Source organism: Romboutsia lituseburensis DSM 797, assembly GCF_900103615.1.
Taxonomy (GTDB): domain Bacteria; phylum Bacillota; class Clostridia; order Peptostreptococcales; family Peptostreptococcaceae; genus Romboutsia_F; species Romboutsia_F lituseburensis.
This window is the reverse complement of sequence record NZ_FNGW01000005.1, coordinates 40,874-60,951: the sequence shown is the minus strand read 5'-3', so window position 1 is coordinate 60,951 and position 20,078 is coordinate 40,874. Positions and strand designations below refer to the sequence as shown.

The window sequence follows — 20,078 nt, the reverse complement described above, 5'->3', positions numbered from 1 at the left end:
TTAGTGTAAATAAGACAGATAAAAATTTTATGCTACTACAAAACATTATTATGATTTTATTATTAAAAGTAGTGTATATAATGCATAATGAGACTTTGCTTGGTTTAAATTATGCATTTCAAAGTATTGTTATATTATCAATACTACAAATCAATATAAAAGAAAATAAAAGTAAAATAAATAAATTTGTTATTTATTTAAATTTAATTCTAGGATATACATTATTAATTTGTCACAACTTAATACAATTTAAATCATATATGATTTTTATATCTATACTAGTAGTGATAAATACAATATGTATAAGTATGATTAATTTTATAAGATATAAAATTAATTTATTAAATATTTTTGTAATAATTTTAATGACTTTTGAATTAGGTTTATATATGTTAAATCCAACAAATTCAATTATTAAAGCTATTAATTATTCACTTGAAATTATATGCTCAATATATATTTTTTATAAAATATTTAATGCTAATTTAAAAGAAAGATATAATATAAAAATAGAAATTAATGATAAGCTACAAAAAAGTAATCTTAAATTAAAAGAAGCAAGAGAAAACTTAAAACTAAATGGAAATATAACAAATACAATAAGTGAAAGTATAAAAAGAAAGCAAGATCTCCTTAAATTAATAATAGGTGAAAATAAAACTTGTACATTTATAATAGATAAAGATGGTTACATATTAAATGAGGATAAAAGTTTTACAAATATGTGGGAGTGTTATTCTGAATATAACTATAAAGTAGAGCTTAATATGTTTTTAAATGATAGTATTAAAGATAAAAATAAATTTTTAAAATGTATAGAAAAAACAATGCAAGGTAAAGACGTAGAGTGTGAAATAAGAAGTAAAGAAGGAAGAATATTTAAATGTATATATGCACCTTTTTTAGTAGGAAGTCAGAATATAGGTACTATTTGTGCAATGACAGATATAACTTATAAGAAAACTAGTGAAATAAAGATAAAAGAAAATAATATAAAATACAGTAAAATAGTAGATACAATTCCTTATACAATACTTATAACAGATGAAAATAGAATTTTATACAATAATAATAAAAATAAAAATGTAGATTTTTATAGAGATAATATGAAAAAAATATTATTAAATAATTCTATTATAGGAGAAGTATCTTATAAAAATGAATCAAATGAAGAATACTGCTTAAATATTGATAGAGCTAAATTTAATGATGGAGAAAGTGAAAAAAGTTTAATAGTTATAAGAGATATAACAGAATATAGAAAGCTTTTAGAGACTGTAGAGTATAGTAAGGAAAAATATGAATCATTGGTAAATGTAATACCAGAAGGAATATATATATCTGATATTGATAATAAAAATATTAACTATTCTAATAAGGTACTATCAGAATTACTACAATTCAATGACTTTAATGTTATAAATTTAGAAGATGAATTAAAGTTACAAGTGGCAAATAAAAATGCTGAAAATATAAACTTTAAACGAAAATCAATAAAAGATAAATATGGACAAGATACTTATATTGAATGTGGAGAAATGCTAATTGAAATCAATAAAAAAATGAATAAAATTGGTATCGTAAGGGATATAACAGAACAAGTTAAAGCTGAAACTATTGAAAGAGAAATAGAAATAAAGAAAAAGGAGCATAAAATAAAATCGGAATTCTTTGTTAATATATCTCATGAGCTCAAAACGCCTTTAAATGTTATAACATCATCTAATCAATTATTAGAGATTATGAATAAAGAATATATAACAAAAAATCCTAATAGTGAAATTTCTAAGTCTGTTGATATTGTAAAAAAACATACGTATATGTTGATGGGGTTAATTGATAATATCATGGATTTGGCAAAACTTGAATCTCAATTTCATGAGTGTAATAAAGATAATTATAATATAGTTAGTATAGTTGAAGATGTTTGTGATGAGTTTAGTAAATACGTGGGCGTCAATGGAATTGAAATTTTATTTGATACAGATGAAGAAGAAAGAATAGCAGATGTAGATCCGGATGATATAGAAAAGATAATACTAACTTTATTATCTATGGTTATTAGATATTCATATTCGAATAGTATAATTAATGTAGATTTAAGTAGCACAAGAGGTAAAACAAATATAGCTATTAAAAATAAAGGTGGATATGATTATGATAGATATATAAATGATCAGGAAAGAAGAAGCTTAGATATAGGCGTAACTGTAGCAAAATCTATAATAGAATTATACAATGGAAAAATAGATATAAAAGTAGGATCTAAAAAAGATATAGAAGTAGAGATAGATATAGAAGTAAATGAAAATATGCAAGAATATAAAAAAAGAGTAAAATTAGATGGAGATGATTTTATTTATACGGAGTATCTTAGAATGTGTAATTTCTAGATAAATGGTATATATTACTAAATAAATGATAATAAAAGAGGTAGGAGTAAATATGAACACAAATTCAATGACTAAAATAATAGGTCTTTTAGGACACCCTGTAAAACATAGTTTTTCACCACAAATTCATAACTATCTATGCGAAAAATATAAGCAAAATAATATATATTGTTGTTTTGATGTAGAAAATAAAAAATTAAAATCAGCAGTGGAAAGTATAAAAACGCTTGATATGATAGGATGTAATGTAACTATTCCACATAAAGTAGATATTATGAGATATATAGATAAAATAGATAAAAATGCTGGCATAATTGGTGCTGTAAATACAATAAAAAATATAGATGGCAAATTAATTGGTTTCAATACTGATGGAGTAGGGTTTGTAAAATCTATTTTGGAAAAAGGGTATACATTAAAAAATAAAAAAGTACTAATAATTGGAGCTGGAGGAGCATGTAGAAGTATATGTGTAGAATTAGCCTCAGAAGGAATTTCATATTTAGAGATAAGAAATAGAAGCATAGATAAAGCTGAGGAAATTGGAAAAATAGTTAAAACAAATTTCAACTTAGATGTAGTTTATGATACTAAGCCTATAGATGAAAATGATTTAAATAAAATAGATATATTGATAAATACAACTCCAATTGGTATGGAAAGCAATCTATGTCCTATAGATGAAAGATTAATTCCAAAAGGTAATTTGTTAGTGTGTGATATAGTTTATAAACCGCATAATACTGCTTTTTTAAATTGGGCTAAAAAAAATAATTTGGATGTAGTTCATGGCATAGATATGCTTATAAATCAAGGCTTACATGCATTTTATATATGGACTGGAATAAAAGCAACTAAAGAGGATGAAGAATATATAAAAGACTTATACAATAAAATATAAATCACTATGTTTAAACTCCACATATACTTGGTATATGTTATAAAAATAAGGAGAGTGTATTTAAGATAAAGAAAGATGGATTTGCAACCATTGAGTGTATATTTAGCGTTACGATAGTTTGTTTAGGAATTTATATTGTATCAAATGTTCTTTATAATAGTTATGAGTTTACTTTATTTAATAAGGACAGGTTTGAGATGCTAGATATAGCTAAAAGTAAAATTGAAGAAACTAAGTTTATTATAAAAAACAACTCAAAAGACCAAATTAATAATTTTAATAAAAAAGATAAAATAAATAAATTTGAAATTGAAACTATAATAGAAAAAAATAAAGAAAATTATCAATGCTATAAAGTTTATGTACTAGTACACAATGAAAAAAATAATTTTAAATTAGAAAGTTATGTATTTAAACAATAACGGATCGATACTTCTTACAACATTGATAATTTTTTCTATTATAGCTACTATAACAATGACTTGTATAGGTCTAAACTATTCTAACTCAAATATATTCGCATTAGAATTAAAAGAAGAACAAATAAAACAATTAGGGTATGGATATATAGAAATATTGAATAGTAAAATTTTTAAAGAAGTTGAAAATGCATTGAAAAACACATCTAATGAAGAAGAATTTTACCAGTATTTCTTAGGAAATACAATTAAAAATAATGTATGTAATTCTTATGAACAAGAATCTAAACGCATATCGGTAAGTATACCTAAGAATATAAATATAGATAAAAACAGTAAATGTGTAAAATTTGATATAAACATAAAAGTAGAAGAAAAAGTATATAATAAAACGTTTAAAGTAAGTGTTGAAATTATTAATCCATATAATCCTGATTTAGAAAATTTTACACAAATAGATATAAATAAAATTTTAAAGTTTTATAATTATGAGGAGATATACATATGAAAAGAGAAGGAATGTGACATTAATAGAAGTAGTTATATGCATGAGTATAATTATAATAATCTCAACATTATGTTTTTTTAATGGAGACAATAAAAATTATGTTTTAAACTCTTTTACAAAACAGTTATGCTCAGATATAAGATATGTAAGAAAATGCAATATGATGGGAGATCTTAAAACGTATATATATTATAAAGAAGAAAAAAATTATATAAGTTATATACTAAGGTCTAATTCAAAAGATATTAAAGAAGTCCAATTACCAAAAGGAGCTAGTCTAGCTGGATTAAGTAAAATATCTTTTAAGCAAGATGGAACTCCTATAAGCAAAGGCAGTACTATTAAAGTATATAATGGTATAATAAAAAAGGAAATAACTATAGTTCCAGTAAGTGGAAGAGTTTTATTGAAAGAAGGTAGATATGAAGCGTAAAAGAGATGGATATTTACTATTAGAACATGTTATTTCAATTGCTATAATATCAATAATATTGTTAATATTATATTATAGTTTATTTTTTACGTATAATTTGAAAAATAAGCTTGAATCTAAAATTGAGTTACAACAACAATCAAACGAAATAATGAAATACATAGAAAATGTAATAGAAAATTCAAAGGGTGTTATAAGTATAAACTCAAAAGATTTCACAGATAACGAGGTTATAAGTGCAAACTCTATAAAATGTAGGTATAATGATACTAATTTAAATAAAAAAGATAAAGAAATTAGCTTTAAAAAGAACTTAAATAAAATATTTATTAATTCGCTCAATAGTTCTGGTAATAGTGAGCCAGGAGGCTATGAAATAGGAGATTATGTTGAAAATATATATGCAAAGAGTAGTAAAGATAAGCATTTTATTAATATAAAATTAGTTTTATACAAAGATGGAGAAACACTAGAGAAAGAATCTAATATAAATATAAGAAATTTTGAGGGAGATTAGGCATGAAAATTATATTAATTGGTTTTATGGGGACTGGAAAGACAGTAATAGGAAAAAAGATCTCAAGTAAATCAAATATAAAATTTGTAGATATAGATAATGAAATTGAAAAGCGTGAAAATATGACCATAACTAAAATATTTGAAACAAAGGGAGAACAGTATTTTAGATTATTAGAAACTAAAGTTTTAAAAGAGTCATTAATAGAAAAAAATATAATAATTTCTACAGGTGGGGGGATTATAACGACTGAGGAAAATTTAAATATACTAAAAGATGAAAAAAATGTTGTATTTTTAGATGGAAGTGTAGAAACTATAAAAAGAAATGTATCAAGAGAATTAGATAAAAGACCATTATTAAAAAATAGTTCAAATATATCTAATACTATTGAAAAACTACTAAATCAAAGATATGACAAATATAATTGTGCTTGTGACATAAAAATCAATATAAATGATAAAAATATACAAGAAGTAGTTAGTGAAATACTTGTTTCTATTAGATAATTTGTGATATTATTAATAGTGGTAAAAGTTTGTAATCGGAGAGTCGGGGGTATTTATGAAAATCATAGTGATTAATGGTCCAAACCTAAATATGTTAGGAAAAAGAGAAAAAAGCATATATGGAAATAATACTTTAAAAGATTTAGAAGATTATATATCAAATAAATTTAAAAAAGTAAATGATGAAATTATAATAGAATTCTTCCAAAGTAATCATGAAGGATGTATAATAGACAAAATTCATGAATCTATGGATAGGTATGATGGAATAGTTTTAAACCCTGGTGCTTTTACTCATTATAGCTATGCTATTCATGACGCTATCAAATCGATAGATATTAATGTAGTAGAAGTTCATATATCCAATATACATAAAAGAGAAGAGTTCAGACAAAAAAGTGTAACAGCTAGTGCATGTATAGGACAGATATCTGGATTTGGATTTGATAGTTATGTACTTGGTATAACAGCATTAATAAATGCTAATAATGCTTTTAAATAAGTCATTTTACATAAAATTATATTAATATAACTTGACAAGATTACAATAGGATATATAATTGAAAAAGGTATGGTGATTATATACATAGATAAGTTAAATACATAATTATAGTACAAATATTTTTTTAGTCAAGATTAAAAATTTGATTATAATATGTAATATATATGATTTTAGTATCAGTATCACCAAAGAATAATAAAATTATTTTTATATGGAGGGACAAAAATGGTATCAGCAAGTGATTTTAGAAAAGGTGTAACATTTGAAAAAGATGGACAACCATGTTTAATAGTTGACTTCCAACACGTTAAACCAGGAAAAGGTGCAGCGTTTGTAAGAACAAAATACAGAAACTTAAGATCTGGAGCAATAAGAGAAGAAGCTTTCAACCCAAGTGATAAATTCCCAAAAGCTCATATAGATACAAGACAAATGCAATACTTATATAATGATGGAGAGTTATACTACTTCATGGATGAGGAAACATTTGATCAAGTACCTTTAAACTATGAACAAGTTGAAGACGCTATAAAGTTCTTAAAAGAAAATGAAGTTGCTACAATAAGATTCTACCAAGGACAAGCATTCCAAGTTGAAGCTCCTAACTTTGCAGAATTAGAAGTTGTAGAAACTGAGCCAGGAATAAAAGGAGATACTGCAAGTAACGTAACTAAAGCAGCTACAGTAGAAACTGGTGCAGTTGTTCAAGTTCCTTTATTTATAAATCAAGGCGATAAGATAAAAATAGACACTAGAACTGGTGACTATTTATCAAGAGTTTAATAAATTATGTATAAAAAGCTTGTATATCTTAATAATAAAGATGTACGGGCTTTTAATTTATATATATAATGAAAGAGAGGGGTATCTATGAAATACTTATATGAAGAAGTTGCATACCTAAAAGGGTTAGCTGAAGGACTAGAAATAGAACAGCAAAGCAAAGAAGGAAAAATAATACATAAAATAATAGACGTATTAGAAAGTTTTGCAGATGCAATAGTAGAGTTAGATGAAGAACAAGCTGATTTATCTGAATATGTTGAATCTATAGATGAAGATTTATCTGATGTAGAAGATGACATATACGAAGATGGCGAAGAAGATGAAGATGATGAGCTTAGCTTTATAGAAATGGAATGCCCAAACTGTGGAGACTTTGTAGAAGTAGATGAAGAACTTTTATATGATGATGAAGTAGATGTAGTTTGCCCTAACTGTCAAGCAATAATATTATCATCAGATGACGATGATTGTATGTGCATAGATTGTTGCGATGATTTAGATGATGAAAATTAAATGAATTATAGACGCCTATGGGAAGTATTTCTCATAGGTTTTTCTATATACTTAAAATTAAAAAATCGGTAAATAATAATTATATAAAAAAGTAAATATACATATTTAAATATACAAAATACAATAAATTTTACATAAAATATACAATATGAATTTTATTTTGCAATACTTACAGAAAAATAGTACACTATAATCTAGAGATAATAAACTCGGAGGTAGTATAATGAAAATAAACAAAAAAATATCGGATACTATAGAACAATTTGAAAATATAATAGAATACAGATTTGACAACAAGGATTACATATTAGAAGCCTTAACTCATAGTTCATATTCAAATGAAAATAAGGATTATGAGTTTAATGAAAGATTAGAGTTCTTAGGTGACTCGGTCTTAAGTATTATAGTAAGTGAATATTTATTTAAAGAAGAAACAAGTCTTCCAGAAGGAGAACTAACTAAATTAAGAGCTAACATAGTGTGTGAAGAATCTTTAAGTGATGCAGCATATGAAATTAAGCTTGGAGAACATATGCTTTTAGGTAAGGGAGAAGAAGCTACTGGAGGAAGAGAAAGAATATCAATATTAGCAGATGCATTTGAAGCCGTAATAGCAGCTATATATTTAGATGGTGGATTAGAAAGTGCTAGGACTTTTGTACTTAAATATATGGAAAATATAATTCTTGATTCAAGAAAAGGTAAAATATTTAGGGATTATAAAACACACCTTCAAGAAATTTTACAAGGCAAAGGCGAAAATAACATATGGTATAAACTTGTAGATGAAAAAGGTCCTGATCATAATAAGAGGTTTGTTATGGAAGTTGGAACAAATGAAACAGTTCTAGGTACAGGCGAAGGAAAAAGTAAAAAAGAGGCAGAACAATTAGCTGCAAGAGTTGCATTAAAAGAGCTTATATAAAATGGAAAAATCAAAAGGATGATGCTAAATGAAAAAGAGAATAATTCCTATATTTGTACCACATAGAGGTTGCCCTCATGATTGTATTTTTTGTAATCAAAAGAAGATAACGGGTGTAAGTACAGATATAACGAGTGAAGATGTTAGAAATATTGTAGAAGAATATCTTACCACTATAGATAATGATGCAAGTGTTGAAATTGCATTTTTTGGAGGAAGTTTCACAGCAATAGACATAGAAATACAAAGAAGTTTACTTTCTGTAGCTAAAGAATATATTGATAAAGGACTTGTGCATGATATTAGAATGTCAACAAGACCTGATTGCATAGATCAAAACATACTTTCAATGTTAAAAGAATATAAAGTAAGTATAATAGAACTTGGAGTACAATCTTTAGATGAAGATGTATTAAGAGATAGCATAAGAGGACATCATACCGAAGAGGTATTTAATAGTTCAAAATTAATAAAAGAAAATAATATACAATTGGGACTTCAAATGATGGTAGGATTACCATCAGATACTGAAGAAAAATGTATAAATACAGCTAAAAAGTTTATAGATTTAAATCCTGATTGTGTGAGAATATATCCAACATTAGTAGTTAAAGAAACTGGATTAGAAGATTTATTAAGTAGAAATAAATATAATCCATTTTCTTTAGAAGAAAGTATACAAATAGTGAAAAAGCTTTTAGCTTTATTTTATGTTAATAATATCAATGTAATAAGAGTTGGATTACAAGCAACTGATGATATTCAATTAGGAAAAGCTGTAGTAGATGGACCGTATCATCCAGCATTTAGAGAATTAGTTGAAGGTGAAATGATAAAAGATTATATAAACTATATTGTTAAAGAAAATAAAGTTACAAGCAGCGTAGTTATAAAAACAAATAAAAAAAATGTATCAAAGATAATAGGAAATAAGAAATGTAATAGTATTTATATGAAAAATAGCTATAATATTGATTTAAAAACACAAGAAGCAGATTTGAATATAAATAAATTAGAATTTATATTAGATGGGCAAAAATCCATTAATGTTGATTTTAAAGAAATATATATAAATTTACATGAAATTTACAACCTTTAGTTTTGGCATTGAAGGGAGAAGAACAAATTGTACTTAAAAAGATTAGAACTTAAAGGATTTAAATCCTTCCCAACAAAAACAGATATATTATTTAATGAAGGTATTACTGCAATAGTAGGGCCTAATGGAAGTGGAAAAAGTAATATATCAGATGCTGTTAGATGGGTCTTAGGAGAGCAAAGTATTAAAAGTCTTAGGGGAGAAAAATTAGAAGATGTAATATTTGCAGGAACAGATACTAAAAAGGCGATGAACTATTGTGAAGTTGCTCTTACTATTGATAATAGTGATAATAAATTAGATTTAGATTTTAATGAAATAACAATAAAAAGAAGAGCATATAGAAACGGAGAAAGTTCGTTTTTTTTAAATAATAAAAGCTGTAGACTTAAAGATATAAAAGAGATACTTTTAGATACTGGGATTGGAAAAGATGGTTATTCTATAATCGAACAGGGTAAAGTAGATGAAATTCTAAGTAATAATCCAGCAAATAGAAGAAAAGTGTTTGATGAAGCTTGTGGTATATCTAAATTTAGATATAAAAAGCAAGAGGCTGAAAAAAACTTAAGAAATACTAAAGAAAATTTAGAAAGAATAAATGACATTTATATAGAAATAGAAAATCAACTAAAACCTCTTTTTATACAACAAGAAAAGGCTAATAAATACTTAGAAATAAGTGAAAAACTAAAAATAATAGAAGTAAATAGTTATATAAGAGAAATAGAAGAACTTGAAAGAGAATTAAATGAAATAAATAAACATAGTCAGTTGTTAGAAAATCAATTGATAGAAACAGAAAAACAAAAAGAATTAGCTGAAAATGGATTTAATGATACAAACAAAGAAATAGACGATATAAATGAATCTATTAGTAAAGCTCAAGACTATATAAATAGTATAAATTCAGTTATATCTAAAAAAGATTCTCAGATAAATATTATAAATGAGAGAATAAAAAATCATAAAAATGAAATTGAAAGATGCATTAAAGAAGCAGAAGAAATTAAAGAAAAAATTAAATTTAATAACAATAGTTTAAAAGAATTACAAGATAGTAAGATAAATAATGAAGATAAAATTAATTCTTTAAACAAAGATATAGAATCATTAAATAAACTTAATTTAAATAAAAAAGAGGAAATTGACTCTATAAATACTGAACTTGAAAATTTAAAAGATGATATTATAAATATTTTAAATAAAAAACAAGAAGCTTCTAGTAAGTTATCAACTTTAACTGCTAATATGGATAATATAAATTCTAGAACAGAAACTATAGATCTAGATATAAATGAAATAAATAAAGAATTAAATCAAAAAAATGAGCATCTAAAAGAATGTAATCAAAATTTTGATTCTAAAAATATAAATTTAGAAAAAGTAAAAAATAGATATGAAGAAAATATAGTACAACTTAAAGAGTTGAATGAGCTAAGTGAAAATTTAGATAAAAATATTCAAGATAATAAGTATAAATTAAATAATTACAATTCTAAGCTTACTGTATATGTTGAAATGGAAAATCATAATGAAGGATTCAATAAAGGTGTAAAAGAAGTTTTAAAGAATAAATCATTAAGAGGAATACATGGTGCTTTAGGACAAGTTATAAGTGTAAGCCAAAAATATGAAAAAGCAATTGAATCTGTATTAGGTGCATATATGCAAAATATTATAACTGATGACGAAAACAGTGCTAAAATGGCTATAAATTATTTGAAACAAAATAATTTAGGAAGAGTGACTTTTTTACCTTTAAGTATAATAAAATCAAATAAGATTAATTTAAATAATATTAAAAGTAACACTAACTGTATAGGTGTTGCTAGTGATCTTTTATCTTATGATGAGAAGTATAAAAATATATTAGAAAATATTTTAGGTAGAACAATAGTGATTGATACCATAGATAATGGTATAAAGTTTGCTAAAGAAACAGGTCACAAGTATAAGGTTGTAACATTAGACGGTGAAATATTAAATCCAGGTGGATCGTTAACAGGTGGAAGTTTTAGAACTAACGCTAATATTTTATCTAGAAAAAGACTTATAAATGAGTATAGCGAAAAAATTAAAATTAAAGAAAATGAAATTAAAACTCTTTTAAGTAAAAAGGAAGAATATAATCAAAAAAATTCTTCATTAAAAAATAATATAATTGATTTAGAATTAGATATTAAAAATATAGATAAAGACATAATTATTCAAGGTTCTAAAATAAATAGGATAGAAGACGAAATAAAAGTACTTAAACAGAATTTAAATAAGTTACAAAATGAAAAAGATGGGCTAAAATTAAATCAAAATATTACTATTGAAAGAACTAATTCAGTAAAAAAAGAGATAGATTCACTTGAAAATAATCATAAAACTAATAAAGATAGAATTTTAAAATTGACAACACAAGTTAAAGAGTCAAGTGGTACCTATGAAAATGATAAAGTAAAACATGATAGCTTAAACTTAGAATTAGCAAAATATAACCAAGTTTATGAAAATATTTTATCAGAAATAAATAGGATTAATAATGAAAATATAGAATTAGAATTAAAGCTTAATAATACAGAGGAAGTATTAAAACAACAACAAATAGAAACATCTAAATTAGAAGAAAATATTATTATAGAACAAACAGAAAAATTAAGTTTAAATAAACAACTTGGAGATAATATTAGAAATTTAGAAAATAAAAAAGTTGTTAAAGAAAGTTTAAAACAAAAGTTAGAAGATACTAATAAAGATGTAAAAACAATAAATAGACAACATATGGATTTAAAGGAAAGTTTGTTTAAAGTGCAAGGCAAACTAGATAGGCTAAAAGCAACTATTGAGACATATACAAATAAGTTGTTTGAAAATTATGAAATGACAATAGAAGAAGCTTTAATTATAAAAGATGATTTAATTGAGATAGATAAAAAGCTTCTTGAAAGTTTAAAAAGAGAAATAAGAAGTCTTGGACATGTAAATATAGACTCTATAAAAGAGTATGAAGAAGTTAAAGAGAGATATGATTTTTATAGTGAACAAAAGCAAGATTTAGAACAGTCCATAGAGGCCATAGAAAAGCTTATATCAGATCTAGAAAAAAATATGAAATCTGAATTTAAAGTGAAATTTAAAGAAATAAATGAGAACTTTAAATATGTTTATAAAAGATTATTTGGTGGGGGATATGGAGAGCTTACTATATTAGATGAACAAAATATATTAGAAAGTGATATAGAAATAACAGCACAACCGCCAGGTAAAAAAATGAAAAATTTAAATTTATTGTCTGGAGGAGAAAAGGCACTTACAGCAATTAGTATACTGTTCTCTATATTAATAGCCAAACCAACACCGTTTTGTATTTTAGATGAAATAGAAGCTCCTTTAGATGATGCGAATATATTTAGATTTGGAGAATTTTTAAAAGAGTTATCTAAAGATACTCAATTTATATCAGTAACTCATAGAAGAGGAACTATGGAGGCATCTGACTACATTTATGGAGTAACAATGCAGGAAAAAGCAATTTCAAAAGTATTAAGCTTAAAATTAAATGAAGCAGAGGAAATAACTGACGTAATTTAACTTGATTAGTGATCAAATATTTATTAGAAAAGATAAAGGTTATTTGATCACTAATTTTGTAATAACTTAGACTATGATAAACTAAATAGAGTTTGAGTTTATAGTAACAATTAGGAGGTAATAAAGTGTTTAAAAAGTTGTTTAAATTTGGTAAGAAAAAAGAGGAAAATCAAGAGGTACAAGATCAATCTGTTGAAACAAATGAATCAATAGAAGATATAAAAGACCAAGATCAAGTAAGTAAGGAAGCTAAAGAAAATAAAATAATAGATGAAGTTGAAAATAAACAAGATGAAAGTTTTATTGAAGAGAATAAAGATGTAGAAAAAGTTATTAGCGATGAAGATATAAAAGATAAAATAGTAGAAGAAAATATTATTGAAGGAAATGAAGTAAATAAGATAGAAAATGATAATGAAAAAATAATAGATGATAGTGAAGTTATAGATGAATCTAAAATAGATGCTAATGACACTGAAATAGAAGTTAAAGAAGAAATTATAGAAGATATTAAGGAAGAACAAGAAGGTGCTATAGAAGATATTGAGGAAGAACAAGAAGAGCCTATTGAAGACGTTAAAGATAAAAAAGTTAATTTATTTGATAGATTAAAACAAGGCTTAACAAAAGCTAAACAAGGAATAACAGATAGAATAGATGATGTTTTAAAATCATATACAAAAGTAGATGAGGAACTATTAGAAGAATTAGAAGAAATACTAATAACTGCAGATGTTGGAGTAAATACTACTATGGATATAGTAGAGCAACTAAGAGATAAAATAAAAGAAAAGAAAATAACAGACCCTATGGATGTAAGGGTTGAATTAAAAACTATAGTAGAAAATATATTAACAAATGATAACTCTACATTAGATGTTGAACATTCTCCTACTATAATACTTATGGTTGGTGTGAATGGAGTTGGTAAAACAACTACAATCGGTAAATTAGCAAACAGATATAAACAAGAAGGTAAAAAAGTTTTATTAGCTGCTGGAGATACATTTAGAGCTGCAGCTATAGAACAATTAGAAGTATGGGCATCTAGAAGTAATGTTGATATAATAAAACATCAAGAAGGTGCAGATCCAGGTGCAGTAGTATTTGATGCTGTTAAGGCTGCTAAAGCTAGAAATGTTGATTTACTAATATGTGATACTGCAGGAAGGCTTCATAATAAAGCTAATCTTATGAATGAGCTTGGAAAAGTATTTAAAATAGTAGATAGAGAGTTTCCAGAGGCTAAAAAAGAAGTGTTATTAGTAGTAGATGCAACAACAGGACAAAATGCAGTAGTTCAAGCTAAAACATTCAAAGAAGTTGCAGATATAACGGGTATAGTTTTAACAAAGCTTGATGGAACTGCTAAAGGTGGAGTTGTACTTGCCGTTAAGAGTGAAGTTGATGTTCCGGTTAAGCTTATAGGTGTAGGTGAAAAAGTAGAAGACTTACAAGATTTTGATGCAAAATCATTCTCTGATGCTTTATTTGGGAATTAAATAGTAGTTACTCTAAAATGTTAACAATATTTATAAAATAGGTACACAACAGAATTAAAAAAAATATTGACAATATATCCTGTATGATATAAAATACAATGTGTAAAGTAAATAACCTTTACAGTAAAACACTGGGAAGTGCAAGAGATGAATATAGAAAAAATGGTTGAGATTGGATTGTTATTTGAACAATACAAAAACTTACTTACTGATAAACAAAGAGAAATAGTATCTTTATATTATGAAGAAGATTACTCTTTAGGTGAAATTAGTGAAAATTTAAATGTATCAAGACAGGGTGTATATGATACGTTAAAACGTTCAGAAAAAATACTAAAAGATTATGAAGAAAAGCTTAATCTAGTAGCTAAATTTCAAGAACAGGAAAAAAACGTCAGAAATATACAAGATAAAATTGTTGACATTAAGCAAAATTTATTGCAAAATAGAGTTTGTGCTAATTTAATCCCTAGGCTAGAAAATATAGAAGATATATGTAGGGAGATGTTAAAATGATATTTGAAGGATTATCTGATAAACTACAAGGAGCACTTGGTAAGTTAAAATCTAAAGGAAAGCTTACTGAAAAAGATGTAAAAGATGCTATGAGAGAAGTTAAGCTTGCTTTATTAGAAGCAGACGTTAACTTTAAGGTAGTTAAAGATTTTATAAAGAAAGTTCAAGAGAGATGTGTTGGACAAGAAGTTATGGAAAGTTTAACTCCTGCTCAACATGTTATAAAAATAGTAAATGAAGAACTTACAAGTTTAATGGGAGATGTATCTAGTAAAGTAATGATATCGCCAAAACCACCAACAGTAATAATGATGGTTGGTCTTCAAGGGGCTGGTAAAACTACTACATCTGGAAAACTTGGAGGATATTTTAAAAAACAAGGTAAAAGACCTTTACTTGTTGCCTGTGACGTTTATAGACCAGCGGCTATAAAGCAGTTACAAGTAGTTGGAGAAAAATTAGATATACCAGTATTCAACATGGGTGACAAAGAAAGTCCAGTTAATATAGCTAAAGCAGGTTTAAGCCATGCTTTAAAAAATAATAATGATTTAGTAATAATAGATACAGCTGGTAGACTTCATATAGATGAAACTTTAATGGATGAATTAAAAAATATTAAAAGTGAAGTTAAACCTCATGAGATACTTTTAGTTGTAGACTCTATGACTGGTCAAGATGCAGTTAATGTTGCAGAAAGCTTTAATGAAGCACTTGGAGTTGATGGAGTTGTTTTAACTAAACTAGATGGTGATACTAGAGGTGGGGCAGCACTTTCAATAAGAGCTGTAACTCAAAAACCTATAAAATTCATAGGTATGGGGGAAAAGTTAGATGACTTAGAACCTTTCCATCCAGATAGAATGGCATCTAGAATTTTAGGTATGGGTGATATACTAAGTTTAATAGAAAAAGCTCAGGAAACTTTAGATTTGGAAAAAGCTAAAGAATTAGAACAAAAAATCAAGAAACAAGAACTTGATTTTGAAGATTTCTTAGAGCAAATGGAACAAATACAAAACATGGGACCACTTGATAAAATAATAGGAATGATTCCAGGAATGGGTAATATTAAAGACCAACTTGGAGATGTTGATTTAAATGGTAAGGAAATGAAAAGAACAAAAGCCATAGTACAATCAATGACAGCAGAAGAAAGAAAAAATCCTAGTATTTTAAATGCTTCTAGAAAGAAAAGAATAGCAAAAGGAAGTGGAACAAGTGTCCAGGATGTAAACAGGCTGATAAAACAATTCAATGAGATGAAGAAAATGATGAAGATGTTTACAGGCTCGCAAAAAAGTATGAAGAAAAGGGGCGGTTTTGCCGGACTTCCTTTCTTTAAATAAATAATAGACAAAAATTTTCGGAGGTGACTGTAATGGCAGTTAAAATAAGATTAAAGAGAATGGGATCAAACAAAAAGCCTTTCTACAGAATAGTAGTAGCTGATTCAAGATCTCCAAGAGATGGAAAATTCATAGAAGAAATAGGATACTACAATCCAGTTTCTCAACCAAAGCAAGTTAAAATAAACGATGAAAAAGCTGTAAAGTGGTTATCAACTGGTGCTCAACCAACTGATACTGTAAAAACTTTATTAGTTAACAACGGAGTAATGGAAAAATTCGAAGCTTCTAAAAAATAATTTTTTTTAATTAGGAGATGAGTATATGAGAGAGCTAGTCTTAGACATAGCTAAAGCTCTAGTTGATGATCCTGAAAGTGTAGTAGTTGAGGAAAGTAAGGTAAATGATGAAATAATCTTAAAGCTTACAGTTTCTCAAGATGACATGGGAAAGGTTATCGGTAAGCAGGGCAGAATAGCTAAGGCTATAAGAACTGTCGTAAAATCTGCTGCAAATAGAGAAAATGTTAAAGTTTCTCTTGAGATAGTATAAAAGGATTAGGTATATACCTAATCCTTTTTGTATATAATCACAATTGATAATATACAAAATCGGTTTAATAAATATATTAACGGTATATATTAAGTTATGATAATTTATATAAACAATATAGGTTATAAAATTTAAAATATTATATAAAATAAGAGTAATTAAAGTTATAAGGAGAATGCTCATGGAGAAATTAACACACTTTAAAATAGGACAAATAGTTAATACTCAAGGATTAAAGGGTGAAGTAAGAGTATATAGCTATACTGATGATATAGATAGATTTGATGAACTAGAAACTTTTTACTTAGGTAAAGACCGTGAAAACCTATTAGAAGTAGAAAGAGTTAGATTAAAAGGAAACATGGTAATAATGAAAATTAAAGGTATAGATACTGTAGAAGCTGCTGAAAAGTTAAGAAATAAGTTTATGTATGTATCTAGAGAAGATAGTAGAGATCTAGATGAAGGAGAATATTTCATAGCTGATATGATAGGTATGGATGTAGAAACTGTAGCTGGAGAGCATGTAGGTGTCTTAACTGAAGTACTACAATATGCAGCTAATGATGTTTATGTTATAAAGGGAAAAGATAACAAAGAAATTATGATACCTGCAGTAATGAAATTTGTACCTACAATAGATATGAATGAAAGAAAAATGATAATAGATCCTATAAAAGGTATGTTAGACTAGGAGAAGATATGAGATTTCATATAATGACACTTTTCCCAGAAATATTTAACTCTTATATGAGTGAGAGTATAATGAAAAGAGCTGTGGAAAAAGAAATAATAGAGGTATATGTATATAATATTAGGGATTTTTCTACTAATAAACATAAGAAAGTGGATGATTATCCATTTGGAGGAGGAGCAGGTATGGTAATGACTCCTCAACCTATATATGATACATATAAGCACATAATAGACACTCATAATATAAAAGAACCTAGAGTGATATATTTAACGCCTAAGGGTAAAGTGCATAATCAAACTATAGCCCAAGAATTTTCTCAAATCGATGATGTAATACTACTTTGTGGACACTATGAAGGTGTGGACCAAAGAATTATAGACTTAATCGTAACAGATGAAATTTCGATAGGGGATTATGTATTAACAGGAGGAGAGCTCCCAGCTCTTATATTGATAGATTCAATATCTAGGCTTATACCAGGTGTACTTAATCAAAATGAGTCTTTTGAGGAAGAATCTTTTAAAGATAACTTACTAGAATATCCACATTATACAAGACCTAGAGAGTTTAACAATCTAGAAGTTCCAGATGTTTTGTTATCTGGTAACCATAAAAATATAGAAAAGTGGAGACATGACGAATCGGTTAGAATTACCAAAGAAAGAAGACCTGATTTGTACAAAAAAGCTTGTAAATAACAGTAATATATAGTATAATCTTATTTGTTGAAAAAATAAACGGGCATTCCTCTGTTACATTGGTCAGTAATTAAGAATGTCTATGATACTAGGAGGACGAAAATGAACGAATTATTAAGATCATTAGAACAAGAACAATTAAAGAACGAAGTTCCTAACTTTGGACCTGGGGACACAGTTAAAGTACACGTTAAAATAGTTGAAGGAAAAAGAGAAAGAATACAGTTATTTGAAGGTGTAGTATTAAAGAGACAAGGTGGAGGAATAAAAGAAACTTTCACTGTTAGAAAAATATCTTACAATGTTGGAGTAGAAAGAACTTTCCCAGTTCATTCTCCAAGAATAGAAAAGATAGAAGTAACTAGAAAAGGTAAAGTAAGAAGAGCTAAATTAACTTACTTAAGAGGTAGAGTTGGTAAAGCAGCTAAGATAAAAGAAGCTAGAAACGCTAGATAATTAAACTTTACTATAAATTAAAGGACTGATTACATAATCAGTCCTTTTTGCATTCATATATTATATGTGAGAAATAATCATTTCTAAATTACCATCCAAATTGAAATTATCAATTGTCGCAGGTATTATAAAATTACATCCTTTATTTAGTTGATACTCTTTAGCATTACATATTAAAGAACCTTTACCATCTAAAACGCTGCATAAAGAAAATGGTTTATCGTGTTCAAATGAACATTTTCCGAAAGTATTTAATTTATGTACACTAAAAAAATTATTATCAACAAAAGTAGTTAATTCAAAAGATTTATCTAAAATTTTACTGTAAACGTTATCAGGAACCTTATGAGGAGTTGTAGTTACATCTATTGATTTATTAACATGAAGTTCTCTCTTGTTTCCGTTATTATCTCTTCTATCATAGTCATATACCCTATAAGTTGTATCTGAATTTTGTTGAGTTTCTAAAACTAAAGTACCTTTACATAGTGCATGTATTGTTCCGCTAGGAACATAGAAAAAATCTCCCTTTTTTATTTTTACTTTTTTTAGCAAATCATCCCATTTATTATCATTTATCATTTGAACTAATTCTTGTTTTGATTTAGCATTATGACCAAATATCATCTCCGCATCATCGTCACAATCTATTATATACCAACACTCTGTTTTTCCAAGTTCTCCACTTTCATTTATATTTGCATATTCATCATCTGGATGAACTTGTACAGATAAATTATCATTTGCATCTAATATTTTAGTTAATAATGGAAATTTATCACCATTAACATTACCGAATAGATGCTTTTCATTGTTCCATAAATGAGATAATGTCATACCTGTGAACTCACCATTTGATATTGTACAGTCTCCATTTTCATGAGAGCTAATAGCCCAACATTCTCCTGTATTTTTAGATGGAATGTTATAATTGAATTTATCCTTTAAAGCAGTACCTCCCCAAATCCTATCCATAAATAATGGATTTAAAAATAATGGCTCCATAAGATTAGTCCCCCTAGTTTATATAAGATTTTGTATATAAGAAAAGTATATTTGATAAATGAATTTGCCATCAAGTTAACAAATCTTAGTTATGATATAAAAATATAAGAAATCTTTATAAATAAAAGAAAGTGTTTAAAATAATGGCATTATAGTAATAATATGAGTATGTTTATACTTGCTTTTATACAAGCAAAAAAAACAATCTTATGGTAT

At 26.2% G+C, this 20,078-nt stretch carries 22 protein-coding genes; 21 read left to right on the top strand and 1 reads right to left on the bottom strand.

The features are described 5' to 3' along the window. The first annotated feature begins 80 nt into the window (after positions 1-80). The 21 genes from BLP75_RS10855 (at position 81) to rplS (ending at position 18,857) form a co-directional block, all read left to right on the top strand. Positions 81-2,393, top strand: a complete 2,313-nt coding sequence (locus BLP75_RS10855) for a sensor histidine kinase (RefSeq protein WP_170827947.1) — start codon at positions 81-83, stop codon at positions 2,391-2,393. Positions 2,394-2,445: 52 nt separating this feature from the next. Continuing rightward, positions 2,446-3,294: a shikimate dehydrogenase gene (gene aroE, locus BLP75_RS10850; RefSeq protein ID WP_092726018.1), complete on the top strand. Its 849-nt coding sequence runs from the start codon at positions 2,446-2,448 to the stop codon at positions 3,292-3,294. Between the two features lie 197 nt (positions 3,295-3,491). After that, complete coding sequence (locus tag BLP75_RS10845) at positions 3,492-3,716, top strand: hypothetical protein (RefSeq protein ID WP_092726016.1); 225 nt, start codon at positions 3,492-3,494, stop codon at positions 3,714-3,716. Further along, positions 3,700-4,221, top strand: coding sequence for a hypothetical protein (locus BLP75_RS10840; RefSeq protein WP_092726014.1), 522 nt, complete (start codon positions 3,700-3,702; stop codon positions 4,219-4,221). Before BLP75_RS10845 ends, BLP75_RS10840 begins: the two co-directional genes overlap by 17 nt. A gap of 13 nt (positions 4,222-4,234) precedes the next feature. Further along, the gene (locus tag BLP75_RS10835; RefSeq protein ID WP_092726012.1) at positions 4,235-4,654 is read left to right on the top strand and encodes a hypothetical protein; all 420 of its coding nucleotides are present in this window, start codon (positions 4,235-4,237) and stop codon (positions 4,652-4,654) included. Beyond that, on the top strand, positions 4,644-5,171 hold the full coding sequence (locus BLP75_RS10830) for a hypothetical protein (protein ID WP_092726011.1): 528 nt from the start codon (positions 4,644-4,646) through the stop codon (positions 5,169-5,171). The genes BLP75_RS10835 and BLP75_RS10830 overlap by 11 nt, the downstream gene beginning before the upstream one ends. A gap of 2 nt (positions 5,172-5,173) precedes the next feature. Continuing rightward, positions 5,174-5,680 (top strand): shikimate kinase, encoded by a 507-nt coding sequence (locus BLP75_RS10825; protein WP_092726009.1) that lies wholly within the window; start codon positions 5,174-5,176, stop codon positions 5,678-5,680. Positions 5,681-5,735: 55 nt separating this feature from the next. Beyond that, entirely contained in the window at positions 5,736-6,182 is a 447-nt protein-coding gene (gene aroQ, locus BLP75_RS10820; protein WP_092726008.1) for a type II 3-dehydroquinate dehydratase, read from the top strand. A 225-nt stretch (positions 6,183-6,407) separates the two neighbouring features. Then, on the top strand, positions 6,408-6,965 hold the full coding sequence (gene efp / locus BLP75_RS10815; protein WP_092726006.1) for an elongation factor P: 558 nt from the start codon (positions 6,408-6,410) through the stop codon (positions 6,963-6,965). A gap of 87 nt (positions 6,966-7,052) precedes the next feature. Next, entirely contained in the window at positions 7,053-7,481 is a 429-nt protein-coding gene (locus tag BLP75_RS10810) for a CD1247 N-terminal domain-containing protein (RefSeq protein ID WP_092726005.1), read from the top strand. A 223-nt stretch (positions 7,482-7,704) separates the two neighbouring features. Then, entirely contained in the window at positions 7,705-8,406 is a 702-nt protein-coding gene (gene rnc / locus BLP75_RS10805; RefSeq protein WP_092726004.1) for a ribonuclease III, read from the top strand. Between the two features lie 28 nt (positions 8,407-8,434). Beyond that, on the top strand, positions 8,435-9,505 hold the full coding sequence (locus BLP75_RS10800; RefSeq protein WP_092726002.1) for an elongator complex protein 3: 1,071 nt from the start codon (positions 8,435-8,437) through the stop codon (positions 9,503-9,505). A gap of 27 nt (positions 9,506-9,532) precedes the next feature. Then, a complete protein-coding gene (gene smc / locus BLP75_RS10795; protein WP_092726000.1) occupies positions 9,533-13,087 on the top strand; it encodes a chromosome segregation protein SMC in 3,555 nt (1,184 codons plus the stop codon). A gap of 125 nt (positions 13,088-13,212) precedes the next feature. Continuing rightward, positions 13,213-14,589: a signal recognition particle-docking protein FtsY gene (gene ftsY / locus BLP75_RS10790; RefSeq protein WP_092725999.1), complete on the top strand. Its 1,377-nt coding sequence runs from the start codon at positions 13,213-13,215 to the stop codon at positions 14,587-14,589. Between the two features lie 147 nt (positions 14,590-14,736). Continuing rightward, complete coding sequence (ylxM, locus tag BLP75_RS10785; RefSeq protein WP_092725997.1) at positions 14,737-15,105, top strand: YlxM family DNA-binding protein; 369 nt, start codon at positions 14,737-14,739, stop codon at positions 15,103-15,105. Next, positions 15,102-16,454, top strand: a complete 1,353-nt coding sequence (ffh, locus tag BLP75_RS10780; protein ID WP_092725995.1) for a signal recognition particle protein — start codon at positions 15,102-15,104, stop codon at positions 16,452-16,454. The genes ylxM and ffh overlap by 4 nt, the downstream gene beginning before the upstream one ends. 32 nt (positions 16,455-16,486) lie before the next feature. Further along, entirely contained in the window at positions 16,487-16,753 is a 267-nt protein-coding gene (gene rpsP / locus BLP75_RS10775) for a 30S ribosomal protein S16 (RefSeq protein ID WP_092725993.1), read from the top strand. Positions 16,754-16,778: 25 nt separating this feature from the next. After that, positions 16,779-17,006 carry a KH domain-containing protein gene (locus BLP75_RS10770; RefSeq protein ID WP_092725991.1) on the top strand — a complete coding sequence of 76 codons (228 nt, stop codon included), beginning with the start codon at positions 16,779-16,781 and terminating at the stop codon, positions 17,004-17,006. Between the two features lie 175 nt (positions 17,007-17,181). Next, positions 17,182-17,700 (top strand): ribosome maturation factor RimM, encoded by a 519-nt coding sequence (gene rimM / locus BLP75_RS10765; protein WP_092725989.1) that lies wholly within the window; start codon positions 17,182-17,184, stop codon positions 17,698-17,700. An 8-nt stretch (positions 17,701-17,708) separates the two neighbouring features. Continuing rightward, positions 17,709-18,401 carry a tRNA (guanosine(37)-N1)-methyltransferase TrmD gene (gene trmD, locus BLP75_RS10760; protein ID WP_092725987.1) on the top strand — a complete coding sequence of 231 codons (693 nt, stop codon included), beginning with the start codon at positions 17,709-17,711 and terminating at the stop codon, positions 18,399-18,401. Between the two features lie 102 nt (positions 18,402-18,503). Beyond that, positions 18,504-18,857, top strand: a complete 354-nt coding sequence (rplS, locus tag BLP75_RS10755; protein WP_092725986.1) for a 50S ribosomal protein L19 — start codon at positions 18,504-18,506, stop codon at positions 18,855-18,857. Positions 18,858-18,917: 60 nt separating this feature from the next. On the opposite strand, the gene manA is transcribed toward rplS, so the two are convergent. Next, entirely contained in the window at positions 18,918-19,862 is a 945-nt protein-coding gene (manA, locus tag BLP75_RS10750) for a mannose-6-phosphate isomerase, class I (protein ID WP_092725984.1), read from the bottom strand. Between the last annotated feature and the right edge of the window lie 216 nt (positions 19,863-20,078).

Excerpts from the sequence above, each read along its gene's own strand:
- BLP75_RS10840 (WP_092726014.1), top strand. The coding sequence starts at position 3,700 with ATGTATTTAAACAATAACGGATCGATACTTCTTACAACATTGATAATT.
- efp (WP_092726006.1), top strand. The coding sequence starts at position 6,408 with ATGGTATCAGCAAGTGATTTTAGAAAAGGTGTAACATTTGAAAAAGAT.
- aroE (WP_092726018.1), top strand. The coding sequence starts at position 2,446 with ATGAACACAAATTCAATGACTAAAATAATAGGTCTTTTAGGACACCCT.
- trmD (WP_092725987.1), top strand. The coding sequence starts at position 17,709 with ATGAGATTTCATATAATGACACTTTTCCCAGAAATATTTAACTCTTAT.
- BLP75_RS10825 (WP_092726009.1), top strand. The coding sequence starts at position 5,174 with ATGAAAATTATATTAATTGGTTTTATGGGGACTGGAAAGACAGTAATA.
- manA (WP_092725984.1), bottom strand. The coding sequence starts at position 19,862 with ATGGAGCCATTATTTTTAAATCCATTATTTATGGATAGGATTTGGGGA.
- ffh (WP_092725995.1), top strand. The coding sequence starts at position 15,102 with ATGATATTTGAAGGATTATCTGATAAACTACAAGGAGCACTTGGTAAG.
- BLP75_RS10845 (WP_092726016.1), top strand. The coding sequence starts at position 3,492 with ATGCTAGATATAGCTAAAAGTAAAATTGAAGAAACTAAGTTTATTATA.
- rplS (WP_092725986.1), top strand. The coding sequence starts at position 18,504 with ATGAACGAATTATTAAGATCATTAGAACAAGAACAATTAAAGAACGAA.
- BLP75_RS10855 (WP_170827947.1), top strand. The coding sequence starts at position 81 with ATGCATAATGAGACTTTGCTTGGTTTAAATTATGCATTTCAAAGTATT.
- BLP75_RS10810 (WP_092726005.1), top strand. The coding sequence starts at position 7,053 with ATGAAATACTTATATGAAGAAGTTGCATACCTAAAAGGGTTAGCTGAA.
- BLP75_RS10770 (WP_092725991.1), top strand. The coding sequence starts at position 16,779 with ATGAGAGAGCTAGTCTTAGACATAGCTAAAGCTCTAGTTGATGATCCT.
- ylxM (WP_092725997.1), top strand. The coding sequence starts at position 14,737 with ATGAATATAGAAAAAATGGTTGAGATTGGATTGTTATTTGAACAATAC.
- BLP75_RS10830 (WP_092726011.1), top strand. The coding sequence starts at position 4,644 with ATGAAGCGTAAAAGAGATGGATATTTACTATTAGAACATGTTATTTCA.
- rimM (WP_092725989.1), top strand. The coding sequence starts at position 17,182 with ATGCTCATGGAGAAATTAACACACTTTAAAATAGGACAAATAGTTAAT.
- rnc (WP_092726004.1), top strand. The coding sequence starts at position 7,705 with ATGAAAATAAACAAAAAAATATCGGATACTATAGAACAATTTGAAAAT.
- aroQ (WP_092726008.1), top strand. The coding sequence starts at position 5,736 with ATGAAAATCATAGTGATTAATGGTCCAAACCTAAATATGTTAGGAAAA.
- rpsP (WP_092725993.1), top strand. The coding sequence starts at position 16,487 with ATGGCAGTTAAAATAAGATTAAAGAGAATGGGATCAAACAAAAAGCCT.
- BLP75_RS10800 (WP_092726002.1), top strand. The coding sequence starts at position 8,435 with ATGAAAAAGAGAATAATTCCTATATTTGTACCACATAGAGGTTGCCCT.